This window comes from Pseudomonas sp. LS44, from assembly GCF_024730785.1.
Classification (GTDB): domain Bacteria; phylum Pseudomonadota; class Gammaproteobacteria; order Pseudomonadales; family Pseudomonadaceae; genus Aquipseudomonas.
Genome location: NZ_CP102830.1, coordinates 2,711,301 through 2,730,193, shown reverse-complemented (window position 1 = coordinate 2,730,193; position 18,893 = coordinate 2,711,301). Strand labels below are relative to the sequence as shown.

Annotated in this window: 23 protein-coding genes; 21 read left to right on the top strand and 2 right to left on the bottom strand. The window is 63.1% G+C overall.

Annotated elements, in window-relative coordinates; all coding sequences use genetic code 11:
- The first annotated feature begins 43 nt into the window (after positions 1–43).
- The 11 genes from NVV93_RS12105 to NVV93_RS12055 all read left to right on the top strand — a co-directional run bounded on the left by NVV93_RS12105 (position 44) and on the right by NVV93_RS12055 (position 9,381).
- Entirely contained in the window at positions 44–418 is a 375-nt protein-coding gene (locus NVV93_RS12105) for a chemotaxis response regulator CheY (RefSeq protein ID WP_258250895.1), read from the top strand.
- 19 nt (positions 419–437) lie between these two features.
- On the top strand, positions 438–1,226 hold the full coding sequence (locus NVV93_RS12100; protein ID WP_258250894.1) for a protein phosphatase CheZ: 789 nt from the start codon (positions 438–440) through the stop codon (positions 1,224–1,226).
- Positions 1,227–1,237: 11 nt separating this feature from the next.
- Positions 1,238–3,451, top strand: a complete 2,214-nt coding sequence (locus NVV93_RS12095) for a chemotaxis protein CheA (RefSeq protein ID WP_258250893.1) — start codon at positions 1,238–1,240, stop codon at positions 3,449–3,451.
- A gap of 46 nt (positions 3,452–3,497) precedes the next feature.
- Positions 3,498–4,616, top strand: a complete 1,119-nt coding sequence (locus NVV93_RS12090; protein ID WP_258250892.1) for a chemotaxis response regulator protein-glutamate methylesterase — start codon at positions 3,498–3,500, stop codon at positions 4,614–4,616.
- Positions 4,616–5,356, top strand: a complete 741-nt coding sequence (locus tag NVV93_RS12085) for a flagellar motor protein (RefSeq protein WP_258250891.1) — start codon at positions 4,616–4,618, stop codon at positions 5,354–5,356. The genes NVV93_RS12090 and NVV93_RS12085 overlap by 1 nt, the downstream gene beginning before the upstream one ends.
- Before the next feature lie 12 nt (positions 5,357–5,368).
- Positions 5,369–6,235: a flagellar motor protein MotD gene (gene motD / locus NVV93_RS12080; RefSeq protein WP_258250890.1), complete on the top strand. Its 867-nt coding sequence runs from the start codon at positions 5,369–5,371 to the stop codon at positions 6,233–6,235.
- 52 nt (positions 6,236–6,287) lie between these two features.
- A complete protein-coding gene (locus NVV93_RS12075) occupies positions 6,288–7,076 on the top strand; it encodes a ParA family protein (RefSeq protein WP_258250889.1) in 789 nt (262 codons plus the stop codon).
- Between the two features lie 72 nt (positions 7,077–7,148).
- Positions 7,149–7,940, top strand: coding sequence for a CheW domain-containing protein (locus NVV93_RS12070; protein ID WP_258250888.1), 792 nt, complete (start codon positions 7,149–7,151; stop codon positions 7,938–7,940).
- A gap of 106 nt (positions 7,941–8,046) precedes the next feature.
- Positions 8,047–8,526: a chemotaxis protein CheW gene (locus NVV93_RS12065; protein WP_258250887.1), complete on the top strand. Its 480-nt coding sequence runs from the start codon at positions 8,047–8,049 to the stop codon at positions 8,524–8,526.
- 1 nt (position 8,527) lies between these two features.
- Positions 8,528–8,929, top strand: a complete 402-nt coding sequence (locus NVV93_RS12060) for a DUF2802 domain-containing protein (protein WP_258250886.1) — start codon at positions 8,528–8,530, stop codon at positions 8,927–8,929.
- 110 nt (positions 8,930–9,039) lie between these two features.
- Positions 9,040–9,381: a DHCW motif cupin fold protein gene (locus NVV93_RS12055; RefSeq protein WP_258250885.1), complete on the top strand. Its 342-nt coding sequence runs from the start codon at positions 9,040–9,042 to the stop codon at positions 9,379–9,381.
- Between the two features lie 4 nt (positions 9,382–9,385).
- Here NVV93_RS12055 and NVV93_RS12050 read toward each other — a convergent pair whose 3' ends face one another.
- Together NVV93_RS12050 and NVV93_RS12045 are read right to left on the bottom strand one after the other, a co-directional pair.
- Entirely contained in the window at positions 9,386–9,715 is a 330-nt protein-coding gene (locus NVV93_RS12050) for an EscU/YscU/HrcU family type III secretion system export apparatus switch protein (protein WP_258250884.1), read from the bottom strand.
- Positions 9,712–11,250: a flagellar hook-length control protein FliK gene (locus tag NVV93_RS12045; protein WP_258250883.1), complete on the bottom strand. Its 1,539-nt coding sequence runs from the start codon at positions 11,248–11,250 to the stop codon at positions 9,712–9,714. The genes NVV93_RS12050 and NVV93_RS12045 overlap by 4 nt, the downstream gene beginning before the upstream one ends.
- A gap of 150 nt (positions 11,251–11,400) precedes the next feature.
- Between NVV93_RS12045 and ccmA the strand changes: the two genes are divergently transcribed.
- The 10 genes from ccmA (at position 11,401) to NVV93_RS11995 (ending at position 18,855) form a co-directional block, all read left to right on the top strand.
- A complete protein-coding gene (gene ccmA, locus NVV93_RS12040) occupies positions 11,401–12,051 on the top strand; it encodes a cytochrome c biogenesis heme-transporting ATPase CcmA (protein ID WP_258250882.1) in 651 nt (216 codons plus the stop codon).
- Positions 12,048–12,719 carry a heme exporter protein CcmB gene (gene ccmB, locus NVV93_RS12035; protein ID WP_258250881.1) on the top strand — a complete coding sequence of 224 codons (672 nt, stop codon included), beginning with the start codon at positions 12,048–12,050 and terminating at the stop codon, positions 12,717–12,719. The genes ccmA and ccmB overlap by 4 nt, the downstream gene beginning before the upstream one ends.
- A gap of 123 nt (positions 12,720–12,842) precedes the next feature.
- Positions 12,843–13,598 (top strand): heme ABC transporter permease, encoded by a 756-nt coding sequence (locus NVV93_RS12030; RefSeq protein ID WP_258250880.1) that lies wholly within the window; start codon positions 12,843–12,845, stop codon positions 13,596–13,598.
- Positions 13,595–13,771, top strand: a complete 177-nt coding sequence (gene ccmD, locus NVV93_RS12025; protein WP_258250879.1) for a heme exporter protein CcmD — start codon at positions 13,595–13,597, stop codon at positions 13,769–13,771. The genes NVV93_RS12030 and ccmD overlap by 4 nt, the downstream gene beginning before the upstream one ends.
- A complete protein-coding gene (gene ccmE / locus NVV93_RS12020) occupies positions 13,768–14,214 on the top strand; it encodes a cytochrome c maturation protein CcmE (protein ID WP_258250878.1) in 447 nt (148 codons plus the stop codon). The genes ccmD and ccmE overlap by 4 nt, the downstream gene beginning before the upstream one ends.
- Before the next feature lie 32 nt (positions 14,215–14,246).
- Positions 14,247–16,220 carry a heme lyase CcmF/NrfE family subunit gene (locus NVV93_RS12015; RefSeq protein WP_258254354.1) on the top strand — a complete coding sequence of 658 codons (1,974 nt, stop codon included), beginning with the start codon at positions 14,247–14,249 and terminating at the stop codon, positions 16,218–16,220.
- Positions 16,217–16,753 (top strand): DsbE family thiol:disulfide interchange protein, encoded by a 537-nt coding sequence (locus NVV93_RS12010; RefSeq protein WP_258250877.1) that lies wholly within the window; start codon positions 16,217–16,219, stop codon positions 16,751–16,753. The genes NVV93_RS12015 and NVV93_RS12010 overlap by 4 nt, the downstream gene beginning before the upstream one ends.
- The gene (locus NVV93_RS12005) at positions 16,750–17,238 is read left to right on the top strand and encodes a cytochrome c-type biogenesis protein (RefSeq protein WP_258250876.1); all 489 of its coding nucleotides are present in this window, start codon (positions 16,750–16,752) and stop codon (positions 17,236–17,238) included. Before NVV93_RS12010 ends, NVV93_RS12005 begins: the two co-directional genes overlap by 4 nt.
- Positions 17,231–18,436: a c-type cytochrome biogenesis protein CcmI gene (gene ccmI, locus NVV93_RS12000; protein ID WP_258250875.1), complete on the top strand. Its 1,206-nt coding sequence runs from the start codon at positions 17,231–17,233 to the stop codon at positions 18,434–18,436. The genes NVV93_RS12005 and ccmI overlap by 8 nt, the downstream gene beginning before the upstream one ends.
- Positions 18,437–18,447: 11 nt before the next feature.
- Positions 18,448–18,855 carry a hypothetical protein gene (locus tag NVV93_RS11995; protein ID WP_258250874.1) on the top strand — a complete coding sequence of 136 codons (408 nt, stop codon included), beginning with the start codon at positions 18,448–18,450 and terminating at the stop codon, positions 18,853–18,855.
- Positions 18,856–18,893 lie beyond the last annotated feature (38 nt).

Sequence of the window (18,893 nt, the reverse complement as noted above, 5' to 3'; positions counted from 1 at the left end):
GGGGGCGTTTTAAGACTGACCGGAGGTCGACTTGGACAAAAACATGAAAATCCTCATCGTTGACGATTTCTCGACGATGCGACGGATCATCAAGAACCTCTTGCGTGATCTGGGCTTCACCAACACGTCCGAGGCGGACGATGGCACCAGCGCACTACCGATGCTGCAAAGCGGCAATTTCGACTTTCTGGTGACCGACTGGAACATGCCGGGCATGACTGGCATCGACCTGCTACGCGCGGTACGCGCCGACGAGCGCCTCAAGCACCTGCCGGTGCTGATGGTCACGGCCGAAGCCAAACGCGATCAGATCATCGAGGCGGCCCAGGCCGGGGTAAACGGCTATGTCGTCAAACCGTTCACGGCTCAAGTCCTGAAGGAAAAGATCGAAAAGATCTTCGAGCGCGTCAACGGCTGATCTTCGCCGCGAGGGCACTATGGATCACAACGAATCCCCACTGGGTGACCTTGAGTCGACCCTGAAAACCCATGCCCGCGAGCTGGTCGAAAGTCTCGAAAAAGGCAACTTCGGCGACGCCGTGCAGCTCATTCACGAGCTCAACAAGGCGCGCGATCGCGGCCTGTACCAGGAGGTCGGCAAGCTGACGCGCGAGTTGCACAACTCGATCGTCAACTTCCAGCTCGACCCGCGCATGCCGCATGCCCAGGAAGTCTCGCAGATCACCGACGCTACCGAGCGTCTGAACTACGTGGTGACCATGACCGAGCGGGCGGCCAACCGCACCATGGACCTGGTCGAGCAGAGCGCGCCGCTGGTCAACGATCTGGGCGACGAAGCGCAGAGCTTGAGTGCCGACTGGGGGCGTTTCATGCGCCGCGAGTTGGGCGCCGATGCGTTCCGCGAACTGGCCAAACGTATCGAGCTGTTCCTTGCGCGCAGCGAGCGTGATACGCAAAAGCTCTCGGCCAATCTCAACGACATCATGTTGGCGCAGGACTACCAGGACCTCACCGGTCAGGTGATCAAGCGCGTCACGCAACTGGTGACCGAAGTCGAGGCCGATCTGCTCAAACTGATGCTGATGGCCAGCAGTGTCGACCGTTTCGCCGGCATCGAACACAGCGTCGACACTGTCCGTGCCGAACAAAAACAACAAAAAAATTCATCCCGGGGTGAAGGTCCGCAGATTCATGCCGATAAGCGTGATGACGTTGTATCCGGTCAGGACGATGTCGACGATCTGCTATCCAGCCTAGGTTTTTAGGGAGCACGTGAATGAGCTTCGGCGCCGATGAAGAAATCCTCCAGGACTTCCTGGTTGAGGCCGGCGAGATTCTGGAGCAGTTATCCGAGCAACTGGTCGAGCTGGAAAGCCGTCCTGATGATGCGGATCTGCTCAATGCCATCTTTCGCGGGTTCCATACCGTCAAAGGCGGCGCCGGTTTTCTCCAGCTAAACGAACTGGTGGAGTGCTGCCACATCGCCGAGAACGTCTTCGACATCCTGCGCAAGGGTGAGCGACGCGTTGATTCGGAACTGATGGACGTAGTGCTCGAAGCCCTGGATGCGGTCAACGGCATGTTCACCGAGGTGCGTGAGCGCGTCGAACTGACGCCGGCATCGCCGGAACTGCTGGCCGCCTTGGCGCGCCTGGCCGAACCGCAAGCCGCGCCGTCGGTAGCGGTGGCTGCGCCTGCTGTTGCGGCAGTGGCCGAGCCGACGGGTGACATCACCGACAGCGAGTTTGAGCAACTGCTCGATGCGCTCGGCGACGAGCCTCCTGCTCGACCGGAAACTGCACCCGCGGCCTGCGGGGACGAAATCAGCGACGACGAGTTTGAAGCGCTACTCGACCAACTGCATGGCAAGGGCCAGTTCGCTGGTACCGGCCTCGCCGCCGCCGCGGCGGCAGTCGTCGAAGCGCCGGTTGCGCCTGCCGCAGTCAGCAATGAAATCAACGACGACGAATTCGAAGCACTGCTCGATCAACTGCACGGCAAAGGCAAGTTCGCTGCCGAGGCGGTGGTAGAGCCGACTGCGGTGCAAGCGCCGACGCCAGCACCAGCAGTGGGCCCGGCAGGTGAGCTGATCAGCGACGATGAATTCGAAGCGCTGCTCGACCAGTTACATGGCAAGGGCAAGTTCACCGCTCCAGCTGAGGACGGAGATGTCGCCGTTGCGGTGGCTAAGCCGGCGGTGGTTGCGCCGGCGGCGCCCAAGCCGGCGACGCCAAAATCCGAACCGCAGGCCGAAGTCAAAGCCCTCGCGCCCCGTAGCGCGCCAGCAGCGCCGAGCGACAAAGTAGCCGCTAGCAGCGAAGCGGAAACCACCGTACGGGTCGACACTGCGCGCCTCGACGAAATCATGAACATGGTTGGCGAACTGGTGCTGGTGCGTAACCGCCTGGTGCGCCTGGGCGCCAACAGCGCCGACGAGAGCATGGCCAAGGCCGTGTCCAACCTCGATGTGGTGACTGCCGATCTGCAGACGGCGGTGATGAAAACCCGCATGCAGCCGATCAAAAAGGTCTTCGGCCGCTTCCCGCGGTTGGTCCGCGATCTGGCGCGCAACCTGAAGAAAGAAATCAACCTCGAGCTGGTGGGCGAGGAGACCGATCTCGACAAGAACCTGGTCGAGGCATTGGCCGATCCACTGGTGCACTTGGTGCGCAACTCGGTCGACCACGGTATCGAGCTGCCCGACGATCGTGAAGCCAAAGGCAAGAGCCGCGGCGGGCGCATCGTGCTGTCTGCTCAGCAGGAGGGCGATCACATCCTCCTGTCGATCAGCGACGACGGCAACGGTATGGATCCCGACGTTCTGCGCGCCAAGGCCGTGGAAAAGGGCCTGCTGGACAAGGACGCCGCCGACCGCCTGAACGAGTCGGAGTGCTACAACCTGATCTTCGCGCCGGGCTTCTCGACCAAAACCGAGATTTCCGATGTGTCCGGCCGCGGTGTTGGCATGGACGTGGTGAAAACCAAGATTGCCCAGCTCAACGGCACCATCAACATCTACTCGACCAAGAATCAGGGCAGCAAGATCGTCATCAAGGTGCCGCTGACCCTGGCGATCATGCCGACGCTGATGGTGATGCTGGCCGACCAGGCTTTCGCCTTCCCGCTGGTCAGCGTCAACGAGATTTTCCATCTCGACCTGTCGCGCACCAACGTGGTCGATGGTCAGGAAGTGGTGATCGTCCGCGACAAAGCCCTGCCGCTGTTCTACCTCAAGCGTTGGTTGGTCAAGAGCGCCACTCACGAAGAGCAGGGCGAAGGCCATGTGGTGATTCTCTCCGTGGGTACCCAGCGCATCGGCTTCGTGGTCGATCAACTGGTCGGCCAGGAAGAAGTAGTGATCAAGCCGCTGGGCAAGATGCTCCAGGGCACTCCGGGTATGTCCGGAGCGACCATTACCGGCGACGGCCGCATCGCGCTGATTCTCGACGTGCCCAGCTTGCTGAAGCGCTACGCCGCGCGACGCATTTGATGATTTGGCCGCCGACCCCAACGGGCGGCGGCATGCAGGAGTGTTTATGGCAGTCAAGGTCCTGGTGGTCGACGACTCCGGCTTCTTTCGCCGGCGGGTCTCGGAGATTCTCTCCGCCGACACCAACATTCAGGTTGTCGGTACCGCCACCAATGGCCGCGAGGCTATCGACCAGGCGTTGGCGCTGCGCCCTGATGTGATCACCATGGATTACGAGATGCCGATGATGGATGGCATCACGGCCGTGCGGCATATCATGCAGCGCTGCCCGACCCCTGTGTTGATGTTCTCCTCGCTGACCCACGAAGGCGCCCGCGTCACCCTCGATGCGCTGGATGCCGGGGCAGTGGATTTTCTGCCGAAGAACTTCGAAGACATCTCGCGTAATCCGGAGAAGGTCAAACAGCTGCTGTGCGAGAAAGTCCACAGCATCGCGCGCAGCAACCGCCGGCAGTTCAGCAGTCCGTTGCCGCCGGTTGCTCCGGTGAGCACTTCGGCGACCGCTTATAACCGCAGCACCAGTCCGGCGCCGGCCCGCTCGACGCCAGCCCAACCATCGGCAGCTGCGCCTGCTGCGCCGACCAGCCCTGCGCCCCGACGCAAGAATTACCGGCTGGTCGCAATCGGTACATCAACCGGCGGGCCGGTCGCCTTGCAACGCGTGCTCAGCCAGTTGCCGGCGAGTTTTCCCGCGCCACTGCTGCTGATCCAGCACATGCCGGCGGCTTTCACCAAGGCCTTCGCCGAACGCCTCGACAAGCTCTGCCAGATCCGCGTCAAGGAAGCCGAGGACGGTGATCTGCTGCGCCCCGGTCTGGCGCTGCTGGCTCCAGGCGGCAAACAGATGATGGTCGACAGCCGCGGTGCGGTGCGCATCCTGCCCGGCGATGAGCGACTCAATTACAAGCCGAGCGTCGATATCACCTTCGGCTCGGCGGCCAAATCGTTCAACGACAAAGTCCTGGCGGTGGTCCTCACCGGCATGGGCGCCGATGGCCGCGAAGGCGCGCGCATGCTCAAGCAAGGTGGCAGCCAGGTCTGGGCGCAGGATGAGGCCAGCTGTGTGATCTATGGCATGCCGATGGCGGTGGTGAAGGCCGATCTGGCCGACGCCGTGTACTCCCTCGATGACATCGGCCGGCATCTGGTCGAGGCGTGTAGCTGATGGATGTCCTCAGCCTGATCGGCATCATTCTCGCGGTGGTCGCGATTCTCGGTGGCAATTACCTCGAGGGCGGCCATGCGAGTGCGCTGCTCAACGGTCCAGCGGCGTTGATCGTGATCGGCGGCACCCTGGGCGCGGCTTTTCTGCAGGCGCCGGTGCGGGTGTTCAAACGTGCGATGAGCACGGTCAGCTGGATTCTCTTTCCCCCGCGGATCGATCTGATCGGTGGCATCAACCGGGTCGTGGGCTGGAGTTTGACCGCCCGCAAGGAAGGCTTGCTCGGCCTTGAGGCGGTAGCCGATGCCGAGCCCGATCCGTTTGCGCGCAAAGGCTTGCAGTTGCTGGTCGACGGCTCCGAGCCGGAGGCGATCCGCAGCATTCTCGAAGTCGATTTGTACACCCAGGAAAGCCGCGACCTACAGGCCGCGAAGGTCTTTGAAAGCATGGGTGGTTACGCGCCAACCATCGGCATCATCGGCGCAGTGATGGGCTTGATTCACGTGATGGGCAACCTCGCCGACCCGAGCATGCTCGGCAGTGGGATTGCCGTGGCGTTCGTCGCGACCATTTACGGCGTGGGTTTCGCCAACCTGTTGCTGCTGCCGATCGGCAACAAGCTCAAGGCCGTGGTGCAGCGTCAGGCGCGGTACCGGGAAATGCTCCTGGAAGGCATCTTGTCGATCGCCGAGGGCGAGAACCCGCGCGCCATCGAACTGAAACTGCAAGGTTTCATGGATTGATGGAGTCCGCCCATGCCCCGTAGGCGTCATCAGGAAGAACATGAAAATCACGAACGCTGGCTGGTGTCCTACGCGGACTTCATCACCTTGCTGTTCGCTTTCTTCGTGGTGATGTACTCGATCTCCTCGCTCAACGAGGGCAAATACAAAATTCTCTCCGACACCCTGGTCGGCGTATTCAACCAGCCGGATCGGGCGATCAAGCCGATTCCGGTCGGCGAAGAGCGCCCGCTGACCACCGCTCCCGAGCGTCCGGAGGATCAGGACGTGGCGCATGGCCGCGACGAGTCCGCCGAGGCCCTGGAAGACATCGCCAAGAGCATGCGCCAGACGTTTGGCGAGCTGATCGAAAGCGGTCAGGTCCTGGTGCGTGGCAATGAGCTGTGGGTCGAGCTGGAGCTAAGTTCGAGCCTGTTGTTCCCCAGTGGCGATGCGGTCCCGCGTAACCAGGCATTCGTTATCGTCGAAAAGGTTGCCAAGATCCTGGCGCCGTACGAGAACCCGGTGCATGTCGAAGGCTTCACCGACAATCTGCCGATCAAGACCGCGCAGTACCCGACCAACTGGGAACTGTCCTCGGCGCGGGCGGCGAGTGTGGTGCGCATGCTGGAGATGGATGGCGTGAAAGCCGGACGTCTGGCGGCGGTTGGCTATGGCGAGTTTCAGCCGGTGGCCGACAACGCCACCGAGGCGGGGCGCGCCCGCAACCGCCGCGTGGTGCTGGTGGTCTCGCGCAATCTCGATGTGCGCCGCTCCGTCAGCGGCATGGGCAGCACCAAAGCCGGCAGCGCGATGGGTACTGGCATGCAATCTGCACCACAGGCCTCAACAGCGGGCCCCGCAGCGGGCGCCGTCAATTCTCCGTCGCCGGCCCATTGAAGCCGGTTGCCGTTTTTCTCGACGGGCGATGCGGGTCAGAAGGAAGAAACACATGAAAGTCTGGGCAATAGCCAATCAAAAAGGTGGTGTCGGTAAAACCACGACGACCGTTGCCCTGGCTGGCCTGCTCGCCGATGCCGGCAAGCGGGTAGTGGTGGTCGATCTCGATCCGCATGGCTCGATGACCAGCTATTTTGGTCACGATCCGGATGCCCTGGAACATAGCTGCTTTGATCTGTTCCTCCATCAAGGCAGTGTGCCGCAAGGCTTGCCGCAACAGCTGCTGTTGCCGACCAGTCACGAACGCATTGCCTTGTTGCCTTCGAGCACTGCACTGGCGACCCTAGAGCGCCAATCGCCGGGCCAGAATGGCCTCGGCCTGGTGGTTTCCAAGAGCCTGAGCCAGCTGTGGGAAAAGTTTGATTTCGCCCTGATCGACAGTCCGCCCTTGCTCGGTGTGCTAATGGTCAACGCCTTGGCGGCCAGCCAGCAGCTGGCGATTCCGGTGCAGACCGAGTTCCTTGCGGTCAAAGGCCTGGAGCGTATGGTCAGCACCTTGGCGATGATCAATCGTTCGCGCAAACAGGCCTTGCCCTACAGCATTGTGCCGACCCTGTTCGACCGGCGTACCCAGGCCTCCTTGAGTACTCTGCGGGCACTGCGCGATGCCTATCCGCAGCACCTGTGGCCGGCCTACATTCCCGTCGATACGCGCCTGCGCGATGCCAGTCGGGCGGGCGTCACGCCTTCGCAATTCGATAGCAAAAGCCGCGGCGTCATCGCGTATCAGGCGCTGCTCAAGCACATGCTGGCGCAGTTGCCGGCCACTCAGGTGGCTTGAGATGCACGAGTGCTCAAGTCCCGTCGCCATCCTGCCGATAGCTAGGCACGTACATTTTTTCAGGTTGCCGTCATGAGTCGTCCCGTCGCCACCGCCACGCGCCCACAGCTGGCCTTGCAGTCCTATCTGGACGCGCTGTTGCAAGAAGCGGCGGCCGAATTGGCCGAGTCGGTGAGCCACGAGGAATTCGAGGCGGCGATGCTTGAGGAGCAGGTGCGCGATGCGCGTCTGCTCAGCGTGGCGCCGGTGGTCGAGGTTGCGCCGCGCGTGATTGAAGTGGTCGAGACCCCGCCAATAGAGCCGCCAGCACCGATCGTGCTGGCGCCGGTCGCCGAGTTGCAGGCCAGCCATGCGCCGGCACCGCTTCTGGCGCTCAACGCCGATGGGCGTCCGAGCTGGGCGGAGCAGCCGTTCGAATGTTTGCTGTTCGATGTTGCCGGCCTGACCCTCGCGGTACCGCTGGTCTGCCTCGGCTCGATCTACCCGCTGGCTGACCAAGAGCTGACGCCGCTGTTCGGTCAGCCGGATTGGTTCCTCGGTATCCTGCCGTGCCAGGCGGGCAATTTGAAAGTGCTGGATACCGCGCGCTGGGTGATGCCGGATCGCTACCGCGCCGACTTCCGCGAGGGCCTGCAATACGTGATTTCGGTACAGGGCTACGAGTGGGGGCTGGCGGTGCATCAGGTCAGCCGCTCGATTCGCCTCGATCCGGCCGAGATCAAATGGCGTGGCCAGCGTACTCAACGGCCGTGGCTGGCGGGGACGGTGATCGAACATATGTGCGCGTTGCTGGATGTGGCCTCGCTTGCGGAGCTGATCGCCAGTGGCGGCGCCAAACGCCTGGCCGATGGCCAGTTGCATTGAAGAATTGCTGTCGCGCCCTGGGCGGGACTAGTACCAATAGTTGTGTCAATAACAGCGGGCACACCCGCGCGCACCGCCGTAAGCGGGTTCGGATGAGGGTAGGGGAATGAAGAAATCGTCGATACAGGGTGCTGAAGATCCGATCCTGCAATGGGTAACTTTCCGCCTGGACAACGAAACCTATGGCATCAACGTGATGCAGGTTCAGGAAGTGCTGCGCTATACCGAAATCGCCCCAGTACCGGGTGCGCCGAGCTATGTTTTGGGCATCATCAACTTGCGCGGCAACGTGGTGACGGTGATCGATACCCGTCAACGCTTCGGTCTGGCTCCGGCGCCGGTGAGCGACAACACACGCATCGTGATCATCGAGGCCGACAAGCAAGTGGTCGGTATTCTCGTCGACAGCGTGGCCGAAGTGGTCTATCTGCGTCAGTCCGAGGTGGAAACGGCGCCGAATGTGGGTAACGATGAGTCCGCCAAGTTCATCCAGGGCGTCTGCAACAAGAATGGCGAACTGTTGATTCTGGTCGAGCTCGACAAGATGATGAGCGAAGAAGAATGGTCGGAGCTGGAGAACATCTGAGTTGATCGAAATCGCGCTGCTGGTCCTTGCCGTTGTCTGCGTCGCCCTGGTGGTGTTCTGCTGGACGTTGACGCGGCGCTTGCGTGAGCAGGCGGCGGGGCAGGCCACGCGCGATGCCGCCCGCGACCAACGCATCAAGGAATTGTCCAAGCGCCTGGATACCTACCTGACCGGCAGCATTCGCATGGGCGAAGAGCTGCAGGAGGTACGCCGGGTGGTGGCGCCGCTGCCCGACAAGCTCAGCCAGATCGAGCAGCGCGACCCTACTAGCTTGTCATTCACCCAGGCTGCGCGCCTGGTCGGACTGGGTGCCAGCGTCGACGATCTGACGCAGTCCTGCGGTCTTAGCCGCGCCGAGGCCGAGCTGATCAGCAAGCTCAATCAGGGCCGCCCGAAGGCCTGATATCCCACTGCATTAGTTTCCTTCATAGGCATTCCCGCGAATTTTCGCGAGGCGCTGGCCGCTGCCCGGGAGATACTCCGGCCAACTATTAAACTGGCAGGAGAGCAGCAGTGGAGCTGGCGGCATTTCCGTTTGGTATCACCAATTGGGTGCAGGTGGCGCCGACCGAACACGCGGGCGAACAGGGCGTGGCGCGCTGGCGCACCGCTCATTTCGGCCCGCAGCAACAGCGCGTTCGGGTGCGTATGGTCGAGTATTCCCCTGGATATCTGGCAGACCATTGGTGCCACAAAGGCCACGCGTTGCTGTGTCTGAACGGTGAGCTGGATACCGAGTTGGAAGATGGCCGGCGTTTCACGCTCAGGCCGGGCATGAGTTATCAGGTCGGCGACAATGCCGAGGCGCATCGTTCATCGACGCAGGTGGGGGTGACCCTGTTTATCGTCGACTGACGACTCAGGTGTCTTTCGGGCCTTCGAGCAGTGGCAACTCCGGCTCGTCACGGGAATTGGGGTCGAACCCCACGGGATACTTGCCTTTCAGGTGCCAAGCGAAGGCGATGATTTCGGCGATGCAGCGATACAGCGCTTCGGGAATCGCATCGCCGAGCTCCAAGCGCGCCAACAGGCGGACCAACTCGGCGTTCTCGTAGATAGGCACTTCGTATTCGCGGGCGATGGCGAGAATCGCCTCGGCTAGTTCGTCGTCACCCTTGGCACTCAGGCTGGGGGCGTTCTGGCCGTCGTAGGTGAGGGCGATGGCTTGGCGCGGAGCTTGGCGTTTCATGCGGTTTCGTCGATCCAGCGCTGTTCCAGAGAGGTCCGCGGACCTTGCGGTGGTGTGCCTTGGCGACAGGCCAGCGCGCCGACGCTAAGCCCGGCGGCGAGCAAACGCTCACGCAGGTTGTCCAGTTCGCCAGTGATCATTGCGGCGGTGGCCGAGCGCTCGGCCCACAGCTGGCCAGACAGGCTGCCATGGGCCAGCTGGGCCTGCACTTGCAGTGGCCCGAGCGGGGCGAGATCGAATGCCAGTTCGACGCGCCAGAGCATTTCCTGCTGCTCGTTCTTGCCCTGTTTGGCCTGCTCCTCACGCTGCAGTTTGAGCTGCAGCGGCACCAGATCCTCCTGGTTACGCATCGGCACTTCCATCTGCCAGGTGGTCAGCAGGTTGCCTTCGGGCGTCATCTGGGTCTGCGCCAGGCTCGATAACTGATGTGTCTGCAGGCGTGAGACGGCTGCCGCGGCGAGTTTCAGCAGGGCCTCCAGATCGACTTCCTCATCCATCGCCTGAAGCAATTTGGAAGGCAGCGGAAATCCCAGCGCTTGTTGTCGGCTGCTGCCCTGGCCGAGAGCGCCCAAGGTGTTGCGCGCAAAGGCCGGCAGTGCTTGCGCCAGAGCGCCGGCCGCACCAGCGCTGAGTGGCGCCGCGCCAGGTAGCTGCGGCAGCAACTGGCCGATCAGGCGCAGCAGATTGGCTTTGAGGTCTTGCGGCAGGGTGCCGGTGTGCCCGCCCAGCAATTTGGCTTCGAGCTGCATGCCGCTGTTTTCCAGAGCCTTGGCCAGGCCTTTGGCATCACTCAGTTGCGTCGCTTCCGGCAGGCCGCCAAGCAGTCGCTCGACGCTATTGCGTAGGCCTTCCGGCAGGGCATCGCCATTCACACTGTGCAGCGCTTTGAACAATCCTTCGAGCGAGCCTTGGCGGTTCTGCTGGCCAAGCAACTGCTGGCTCACTTCCAGTTGGTCGAGACGGCTGCTCAGCGGCAGGAAACTCAGCGCCTGGTTGCCCTGCACCTGGGCGGTCAGCAGGCTGCCGACCGGCAGGGCGTGCGGGGTTTCCAGGCTTAGCTTGCTGCCGGCCATGGGCGTATTGAGCAAATTGACCACTACCCGAAACAGCGCCTGCTGAGCCTTGAGTTGGGCGATCTGTTCACGTGCCTCGACTTTGCCCTGGATCAGCGTGCCGACCGGCAGCAAATCCAGATCGAGCTTGGTCAGCGCGGCGGCGCCGGCGTTCTGCAGGACCATCGCCAGGCGGGTGTCGGAAAGCGCGGTGACATTGAGCAGGCTGCCTTGGCTGAGCGGCTGGTTGCTGCTGGCCTGGAGCGTGGCGTGGCTGCCGTTGGCCAGGGTCAGTTTGAGCAGCACCTGAAAGCTCTGCGCCACCGCCTCGCGCACCGCGATCACTTCGGCCTTGGCGGCTTCGCCACTGGCCAGCAGTCCATCGAGCGGCTGCAAGAGCTTGAGCGCCTGCTCGGCCACCTGGCTGGGACGCGTCGGTGGCGGGCTGGCGGGTAGCGGGCGAGAGCTGCTGATTTCGCTCATGAAGGGGTTACAACCTGTTGAAATTGGCCGCTGCGGCTAGTCGGGCCGGGCATGTATAATGCCGCCCCGGTCGCGCCGACCGTGCATTTTGCGTATGCCAGTATAGCGGCCGACACCCTCCAGACTTGAGCGCCTTTGGATAAGCATGCCGTGACCAGCCCTGTCCTTGAAACCGTGGCGCTCGCCTGTGAGCGGGACTGGCGTCTGCTGTTCGAGCGACTCGACTTGCGCCTAAGCGGCGGCGAGATGCTCCAGGTCAGTGGGCCGAATGGCAGTGGCAAAACTAGCTTGCTGCGCCTGCTCGCGGGCTTGATGCAGCCGACCGCCGGTGAAATTCGCCTGAATGGCCAGCCGTTGCACAAATTGCGCGGTGAACTGGCGCGCAATCTGTTGTGGATCGGCCACGCGGCCGGAATCAAAGGTTTGCTCAGCGCCGAAGAAAACCTCGCTTGGCTCTGCGCCTTGCATCAACCCGCCGAGCGTGCGGCGATCTGGCAGGCGCTGGAGGCGGTTGGCCTGCGTGGTTTCGAGGATGTCCCTTGCCATACCTTGTCCGCCGGCCAGCAGCGCCGCGTGGCCCTGGCGCGTCTGTATCTGCAAGCGCCGCCGCTGTGGGTCCTCGACGAGCCGTTCACCGCGCTGGACAAGCAGGGTGTGGCCCAGTTGGAAGCGCATTTGGCCGCTCATTGCGAGCAGGGCGGCTTGGTGGTGCTGACCACCCATCACACGCTGGCGGCTAAGCCGAGCGGCTATCGCGAGCTCGATCTAGGCGCACTGTTGGCGAGTGAGCGCGCTGCATGAGTAATGTGTTCAGCCTGTTGATCGCCCGCGAAGCCCGCCTGCTGTTCCGCCGTCCGTCCGAGCTGGCCAATCCGCTGGTGTTCTTCGCCATCGTGGTCGCCTTGTTTCCGCTGGCCGTCGGTCCGGAAACCCAGTTGCTGCAAACCTTGTCGCCGGGCCTGGTATGGGTCGCCGCCTTGCTGGCGGTGCTGTTATCGCTGGACGGGCTGTTTCGCAGCGATTTTGAAGACGGCTCGCTGGAGCAGTGGGTCCTTTCGCCGCACCCCCTGCCTCTTCTGGTTCTGGCCAAGGTGCTGGCACACTGGCTGTTTTCTGGTCTGGCCCTGGTGGTGCTGGCGCCGCTGCTGGCGCTGATGCTCGGCTTGCCGGCGCGCTGCCTGCCGGTGCTGCTGTTGTCGCTGCTGCTCGGCACGCCGGTGCTCAGCCTGCTCGGTGCGGTCGGCGCGGCGCTGACCGTCGGTCTGAAGCGTGGCGGCCTGTTGTTGGCGCTGCTGATTCTGCCGCTGTATATCCCGGTGCTGATTCTCGGCAGCGGTGCGCTGCAAGCTTCCCTGCAAGGATTGCCGGCGGTCGGCCACTTGTTGTGGCTGGCCAGCCTGACCGCCTTGGCGGTAACCCTGACACCTTTTGCCATTGCCGCCGGCCTGACCATCAGCGTCGGCGAATGAATAACGAACTGTGGAGCGAGGATGCGCGCACGTAGCCCGGATGCAATCCGGGTCTGCTGATTCCCCGGATAGCATCCGGGCTACGGCTGAAGTGCCGCTCCCCGCATGATGATGAGTTGATCGATGAACTGGACTTGGTTTCACAAACTTGGCTCGCCCAAGTGGTTCTATGACATCAGCGGGCGTTGGCTGCCCTGGCTGGCAGTCGCCGCCGCGTTGTTGCTCGGCGTCGGTCTGGTCTGGGGCCTGGCGTTTGCGCCACCGGATTACCAGCAGGGCAACAGTTTCCGCATTATCTATATCCACGTGCCGGCAGCGATCCTCGCGCAGTCCTGCTACATCATGCTGGCGGTGGCTGGGGTGGTTGGCCTGGTGTGGAAGATGAAACTGGCCGATGTCTTCGTGCAGCAGGCCGCGCCGCTGGGCGCCTGGATGACGGTGATCGCGCTGCTTACCGGGGCCATCTGGGGCAAACCGACCTGGGGCTCGTGGTGGGTGTGGGACGCCCGCCTGACTTCGATGCTGATCCTGCTGTTCCTGTATTTCGGCGTGATCGCCCTCGGCCAGGCGATCAGCAACCGCGACAGCGCGGCCAAGGCCTGCGCAGTGCTGGCCATCGTCGGGGTGATCAACATCCCGATCATCAAATACTCGGTGGAGTGGTGGAACACCCTGCACCAGCCGGCGACCTTCACGCTCACCGAGAAACCGGCGATGCCGGTGGAAATGTGGCTGCCGCTGCTGGTCATGGTGCTCGGCATTTACTGCTTCTTCGGCGCCGTGGTGCTTATGCGCATGCGCCTTGAAGTGCTCAAGCGCGAGGCGCGCAGCAGCTGGGTAAAAGCCGAGATCGGCAAGCACTTGGGAGGCGTAAAATGAGTTTCGCTTCCTTCGGCGAATTCCTCGCCATGGGCCATCACGGCCTGTATGTCTGGACTGCCTACGGCATCAGCCTGAGCGTCCTCGTCCTCAACGTCGCGTTGCCGCTGCTGGCCCGACGTCGTTATCTGCAAGAAGAGGCGCGCCGTCTGCGCCGGGAGAGCAAGTCGTGAATCCGCTGCGCAAAAAGCGTCTGTTCATCATCCTCGGCATCCTCGCCGGCGTCGGCATTGCCGTGGCCCTGGCGCTGAGTGCCCTGCAGCAGAACATCAACCTGTTCTACACGCCCACGCAGATCGCCAATGGCGAAGTGCCGCACGACACGCGCATCCGCGCCGGCGGCATGGTTCGCAAGGGCTCTCTGGAGCGCTCGGGGGATTCGCTGGTGGTGCGCTTCGTGGTTACCGATTTCGCCAAGGATGTGACTATTCAGTACCAGGGGATTCTTCCCGACCTGTTCCGAGAAGGGCAGGGCATTGTTGCCCTCGGCAAGCTGGATGCCGATGGCGTACTGATCGCCGATGAAGTCCTCGCCAAGCACGACGAGAAGTACATGCCACCGGAAGTCACCAAGGCCCTCAAAGACAGCGGCCAAATGCCGCCGAAGGAGGGTTGAAGATGAGCGCAACCCAGATGATTCCTGCTTTGATAATTCCAGAATTGGGCCACTTGGCGATGATCCTCGCCCTGTGCTTCGCCATCGTTCAGGCCACGCTGCCGTTGATCGGCGCCTGGCGCGGCGATCGCCAGTGGATGAGCCTGGCGCAGCCGGCCGCCTGGGGCCAGTTTGCCTTTCTGGTGTTCGCCTTCGCCTGTTTGACCTGGGCGTTCATGGTCGACGATTTTTCCGTGCGCTATGTGGCCAGTAACTCCAATAGCGCGCTGCCCTGGTATTACAAATTCAGCGCCGTATGGGGCGCCCATGAGGGCTCGCTGTTGCTCTGGGCGTTGATCCTGAGCGGCTGGACCTTCGCCGTCTCGATCTTCTCCCGGCAACTGCCCGAAGACATGCTCGCTCGTGTGCTGGCGGTGATGGGCATGATCAGCATCGGCTTCCTGCTGTTCCTGATCGTTACCTCCAACCCGTTCGCGCGCTTGCTGCCCAACGCGCCGATGGATGGCAATGACCTCAATCCGCTGCTCCAAGACATCGGCCTGATCGTTCATCCACCGATGCTGTACATGGGTTACGTCGGTTTCTCGGTGGCCTTCGCCTTCGCCATTGCCGCGCTGCTCGGCGGGCGCCTGGATGCTGCCTGGGCGCGCTGGTCGCGGCCGTGGACCATCGTCGCCTGGGCCTTCCTCGGCATCGGCATCACCCTCGGCTCCTGGTGGGCCTATTACGAGTTGGGCTGGGGCGGCTGGTGGTTCTGGGACCCGGTGGAAAACGCCTCGTTCATGCCGTGGCTGGTCGGCACCGCGCTGATCCACTCGCTGGCGGTGACCGAGAAACGCGGCGTGTTCAAGAGCTGGACCGTGTTGCTGGCCATCGCCGCGTTCTCGCTCAGCTTGCTCGGGACCTTCCTGGTGCGTTCCGGAGTGCTGACCTCGGTACACGCGTTCGCCTCCGATCCGGAGCGCGGCGTGTTCATTCTCGCGTTTTTACTGCTGGTGGTCGGCGGTTCGCTGACGCTGTTCGCCGTGCGTGCACCGGTGGTCAAGAGCCAGGTCGGCTTCGCCCTGTGGTCGCGTGAAACGCTGCTGCTGGTCAACAATCTGGTGCTGGTGGTGGCCGCGGCAATGATCCTGCTTGGCACCCTTTACCCGCTGGTGCTCGATGCGCTGAGCGGCGCCAAATTGTCGGTCGGCCCGCCGTACTTCAACGCGATGTTCCTGCCGCTGATGGCGATCCTCATGGTGGTCATGGCAGTCGGCGTGACCGTACGCTGGAAGGACACCCCGCTCAAATGGCTGGCGAACATGCTCACGCCGGTGCTGCTCGGTAGCGTCGCGCTCGGCGTGCTGGCGTCGTTCCTGCTCGGCGATTTCCATTGGGCGGTGCTCGCCGCGTGCCTGCTGGCTGCCTGGGTGGTACTCGCCGGTTTCCGCGATTTGCTCGACAAGACCCGTCACACCGGTTTGCTCAAAGGCCTGCCGAACATGACCCGCAGTTACTGGGGCATGCAACTGGCGCATCTGGGCATCGCCGTCTGTGCCCTCGGCGTGGTGCTGTCCAGCCAGGGTAGTGCGGAGCGTGACTTACGCCTGGCGCCGGGTGAGTCGCTGGAGTTGGCCGGCTATCAATTCGTCTTCGAAGGTGCGAAGCACTTCGAGGGCGCGAATTTTACCTCCGATAAAGGCACCATTCGGGTCATCGAAGACGGCGAAGAAATCGCCGTGCTGCACCCGGAGAAGCGTCTGTACACCGTGCAGCAGTCGGTGATGACCGAAGCCGGAATCGACGCCGGGGTCACCCGCGACCTCTATGTCGCGCTCGGCGAGTCGCTGGGCGACGGCGCCTGGGCGGTACGCGTGCACGTCAAACCTTATGTGCGCTGGATCTGGTTCGGCGGCCTGTTGACGGGTTTCGGCGGCTTGCTCGCGGCGTTCGACCGACGCTATCGCGTCAAAGTCCGCGCCAAAGTGCGTGAAGCCCTGGGTCTGGCGGGAGCGCAAGCATGAAACGTCTGGTGTTGCTAATTCCTTTGGCGATCTTCATCGGCGTCGCCGTGTTCCTCTACAGCGGGCTGTCCAAGGATCCGTCCTTGTTGCCGTCGGCGCTGATCGGCAAGCCGGTGCCGGCCTTCTCGCTGCCGTCCGTGCAGGGCGACAAGACGCTGACCCAGGCCGATCTGCTCGGTAAGCCAGCGTTGCTCAACGTCTGGGCCACCTGGTGCATCGCCTGCCGGGTCGAGCATCCGGTGCTCAACAAGCTGGCCGGGCAGGGCGTGCGCATCGTCGGGGTCAACTACAAGGACGACAACGCCGACGCGCAGAAGTGGCTGCAGGAGTTCCACAACCCCTACCAGCTCAACATCAACGACGCGCAAGGCAGCCTGGGCCTGGACCTGGGCGTGTACGGCGCGCCGGAAACCTTCTTCATCGATGCCAAAGGCGTGATTCGCGACAAATACGTCGGCGTGATCGACCAGACCGTATGGCGCGAGAAGTTGGCGCCGGTCTATCAGAAACTCCTCGACGAGGCCGGCCAATGAAACGCCTGCTCGCCGCTGCGGCGCTTGGCCTGAGTCTGCTCGGCGTCGCCCAGGCCGCTATCGACACCTACGAATTCGCCAACGACGCGCAGCGCGAGCGCTTCACCCAGCTGACCAAGGAACTGCGCTGCCCGAAGTGCCAGAACCAGGACATCGCCGACTCCAACGCGCCGATCGCCGCCGACCTGCGCCGCGAGATCCATCGCATGCTCGGCGAAGGCCAGAGCGACGAGCAGATCGTCGAATTCATGGTCGACCGCTACGGCGACTTCGTGCGCTATAAGCCGGCCGTTAACGCGCGCACCTGGCTGCTCTGGTACGGCCCGTTCGTGCTGCTTGGTGGCGGTCTGCTGGTGCTTGGCGTGATCGTCCTGCGCCGGCGCGGCTCTACTGCCAGCGCCTCGACTGAACTCTCGGCTGACGAACGCGCACGCCTCGATAGCCTGCTGAAATCCACCCCTGCGGATAAAACTACGAATGATTGATTTCTGGCTCGCTGCCGGCCTGATGTTGCTGGTGGCCCTGGCTGTTCTGCTGGTCCCGGTGTTGCGCGGTCGTCGCGCCCAGGCCGAAGAAGACCGCACGGCGCTCAACGTCGCCCTCTATCAGGAACGTCTGAGTGAGCTGCAAGGCCAGCAGCAAGCCGGGGTGCTGACGTCTGCTCAGCTGGAAAGCGGTCGCGCCGAAGCGGCCCGTGAACTGCTCGCCGATACCGAAGGCACCCAGAGTGTGCGTCACTCGCGGCTGGGCCGGGTAATCCCGCTGGTCGCAGCGGTGTTGGTACCGCTGCTCGGCCTTGGCTTGTATCTGCATTGGGGCGCCAGTGACAAAGTCGAACTGGCCCGCGAATTCCGCCAGGCACCGGGCAGCATCGAGGACATGACCACGCGCCTGGAGCAAACGGTCAAAGCCCAACCGGATTCCGCCGAAGCCTGGCATTTCCTCGGCCGTACCTACATGGCCCAGCAACGCGCCGCTGACGCCGTGCCGGCCTTCGAGCGCGCCGCGAGCCTGTCTGATCGGCAGCCCGAAGTCCTCGGCCAATGGGCCCAAGCGCTGTATTTCGCCAGCGAGCGTAAATGGTCGCCGCAGGTCCAGGCGCTGACTGACGAAGCGCTCAAGGCCGATGCCGAGGAAGTCACCAGCCTCGGCTTGCTCGGGATTGGCGCATTCGAAGAGCAGCGCTATAACGATGCCATTGGCTACTGGGAGCGCTTGATCGCCGTATTGCCGGCAGACGACCCCTCGCGTGCGGCGATCCAGGGCGGAGTAGAGCGGGCGCGCGGCAAACTGGGTGAAGCCGGCCAGGTCGAACGTCCGGCAACGGCAGCGGTCGCCAGCGGCGCTACTCTCAAAGTGCGTGTCGAACTGGACGCGAGCCTGAAAGACAAAGTCCAGCCGGGCGACAGCGTGTTCGTCTTCGCCCGTGCCAGCAACGGCCCGCCGATGCCGCTGGCGGTCAAGCGCATGACGGTTGCCGACCTACCGGCCGAAGTCGAGTTGAGCGATGCCGACGCGATGATGCCCCAGCTGAAACTTTCCGCTTTCCCGCAGGTTCAATTGGTGGCACGCATTTCCCGCTCCGGCAAAGCCACCGACGGTGAATGGATCGGCCGCAGCCAACCGCTGGCCAGCAGCACCCGCGACCTGCAACAACTCAGCATCGACAGTCCCGATAAGTAAGAGGTACCGCCATGAAACCGACCCTGCATATCATCGCTCTGGGCTTGCTGGTCGGTTTGGCCGGTTGCGCGGCGCAGGCCCCGGCGCCAGACCTGCCGCCGCTTCCGCAATCGCCACCTAGCGCGCCAAAACAAGCGCCGCTACCTCGCCCCCCGTTGCCGCCCGTGCAACCGGTACCTAAGCCGCCCACCACGATGAAAGCCCACCCACGCTACGCCCCGCCGCCTGGCGGCAATTGCCACTGGGACAACAGCCTGGGCGTTTATGTGCTGGAAAAAGAGCGCGACGTCTTCTACCGCGAGCGCACCTATTACCGTTGGGATGGCGGCTGGTACTGGTCCAACGGCCCACAAGGCCCCTGGCAAGAAACCGACAGCAGCGGCGTGCCGCCGGGCTTGAGCAAGCGCTACGCGCAGTAGGGGCGGTGGCTCCCGCCGATCCGACTGCAAACGCCCTG

Coding starts and splice junctions, on each gene's coding strand:
- NVV93_RS12005 (WP_258250876.1), top strand. CDS start 16,750: ATGAAACGCCTGCTCGCCGCTGCGGCGCTTGGCCTGAGTCTGCTCGGC.
- NVV93_RS12030 (WP_258250880.1), top strand. CDS start 12,843: ATGAACTGGACTTGGTTTCACAAACTTGGCTCGCCCAAGTGGTTCTAT.
- NVV93_RS12070 (WP_258250888.1), top strand. CDS start 7,149: ATGAGTCGTCCCGTCGCCACCGCCACGCGCCCACAGCTGGCCTTGCAG.
- NVV93_RS12095 (WP_258250893.1), top strand. CDS start 1,238: ATGAGCTTCGGCGCCGATGAAGAAATCCTCCAGGACTTCCTGGTTGAG.
- NVV93_RS12085 (WP_258250891.1), top strand. CDS start 4,616: ATGGATGTCCTCAGCCTGATCGGCATCATTCTCGCGGTGGTCGCGATT.
- ccmB (WP_258250881.1), top strand. CDS start 12,048: ATGAGTAATGTGTTCAGCCTGTTGATCGCCCGCGAAGCCCGCCTGCTG.
- ccmI (WP_258250875.1), top strand. CDS start 17,231: ATGATTGATTTCTGGCTCGCTGCCGGCCTGATGTTGCTGGTGGCCCTG.
- ccmD (WP_258250879.1), top strand. CDS start 13,595: ATGAGTTTCGCTTCCTTCGGCGAATTCCTCGCCATGGGCCATCACGGC.
- NVV93_RS12050 (WP_258250884.1), bottom strand. CDS start 9,715: ATGAAACGCCAAGCTCCGCGCCAAGCCATCGCCCTCACCTACGACGGC.
- NVV93_RS12090 (WP_258250892.1), top strand. CDS start 3,498: ATGGCAGTCAAGGTCCTGGTGGTCGACGACTCCGGCTTCTTTCGCCGG.
- NVV93_RS12075 (WP_258250889.1), top strand. CDS start 6,288: ATGAAAGTCTGGGCAATAGCCAATCAAAAAGGTGGTGTCGGTAAAACC.
- NVV93_RS12100 (WP_258250894.1), top strand. CDS start 438: ATGGATCACAACGAATCCCCACTGGGTGACCTTGAGTCGACCCTGAAA.
- NVV93_RS11995 (WP_258250874.1), top strand. CDS start 18,448: ATGAAACCGACCCTGCATATCATCGCTCTGGGCTTGCTGGTCGGTTTG.
- NVV93_RS12105 (WP_258250895.1), top strand. CDS start 44: ATGAAAATCCTCATCGTTGACGATTTCTCGACGATGCGACGGATCATC.
- NVV93_RS12045 (WP_258250883.1), bottom strand. CDS start 11,250: ATGAGCGAAATCAGCAGCTCTCGCCCGCTACCCGCCAGCCCGCCACCG.
- NVV93_RS12065 (WP_258250887.1), top strand. CDS start 8,047: ATGAAGAAATCGTCGATACAGGGTGCTGAAGATCCGATCCTGCAATGG.
- motD (WP_258250890.1), top strand. CDS start 5,369: ATGCCCCGTAGGCGTCATCAGGAAGAACATGAAAATCACGAACGCTGG.
- NVV93_RS12010 (WP_258250877.1), top strand. CDS start 16,217: ATGAAACGTCTGGTGTTGCTAATTCCTTTGGCGATCTTCATCGGCGTC.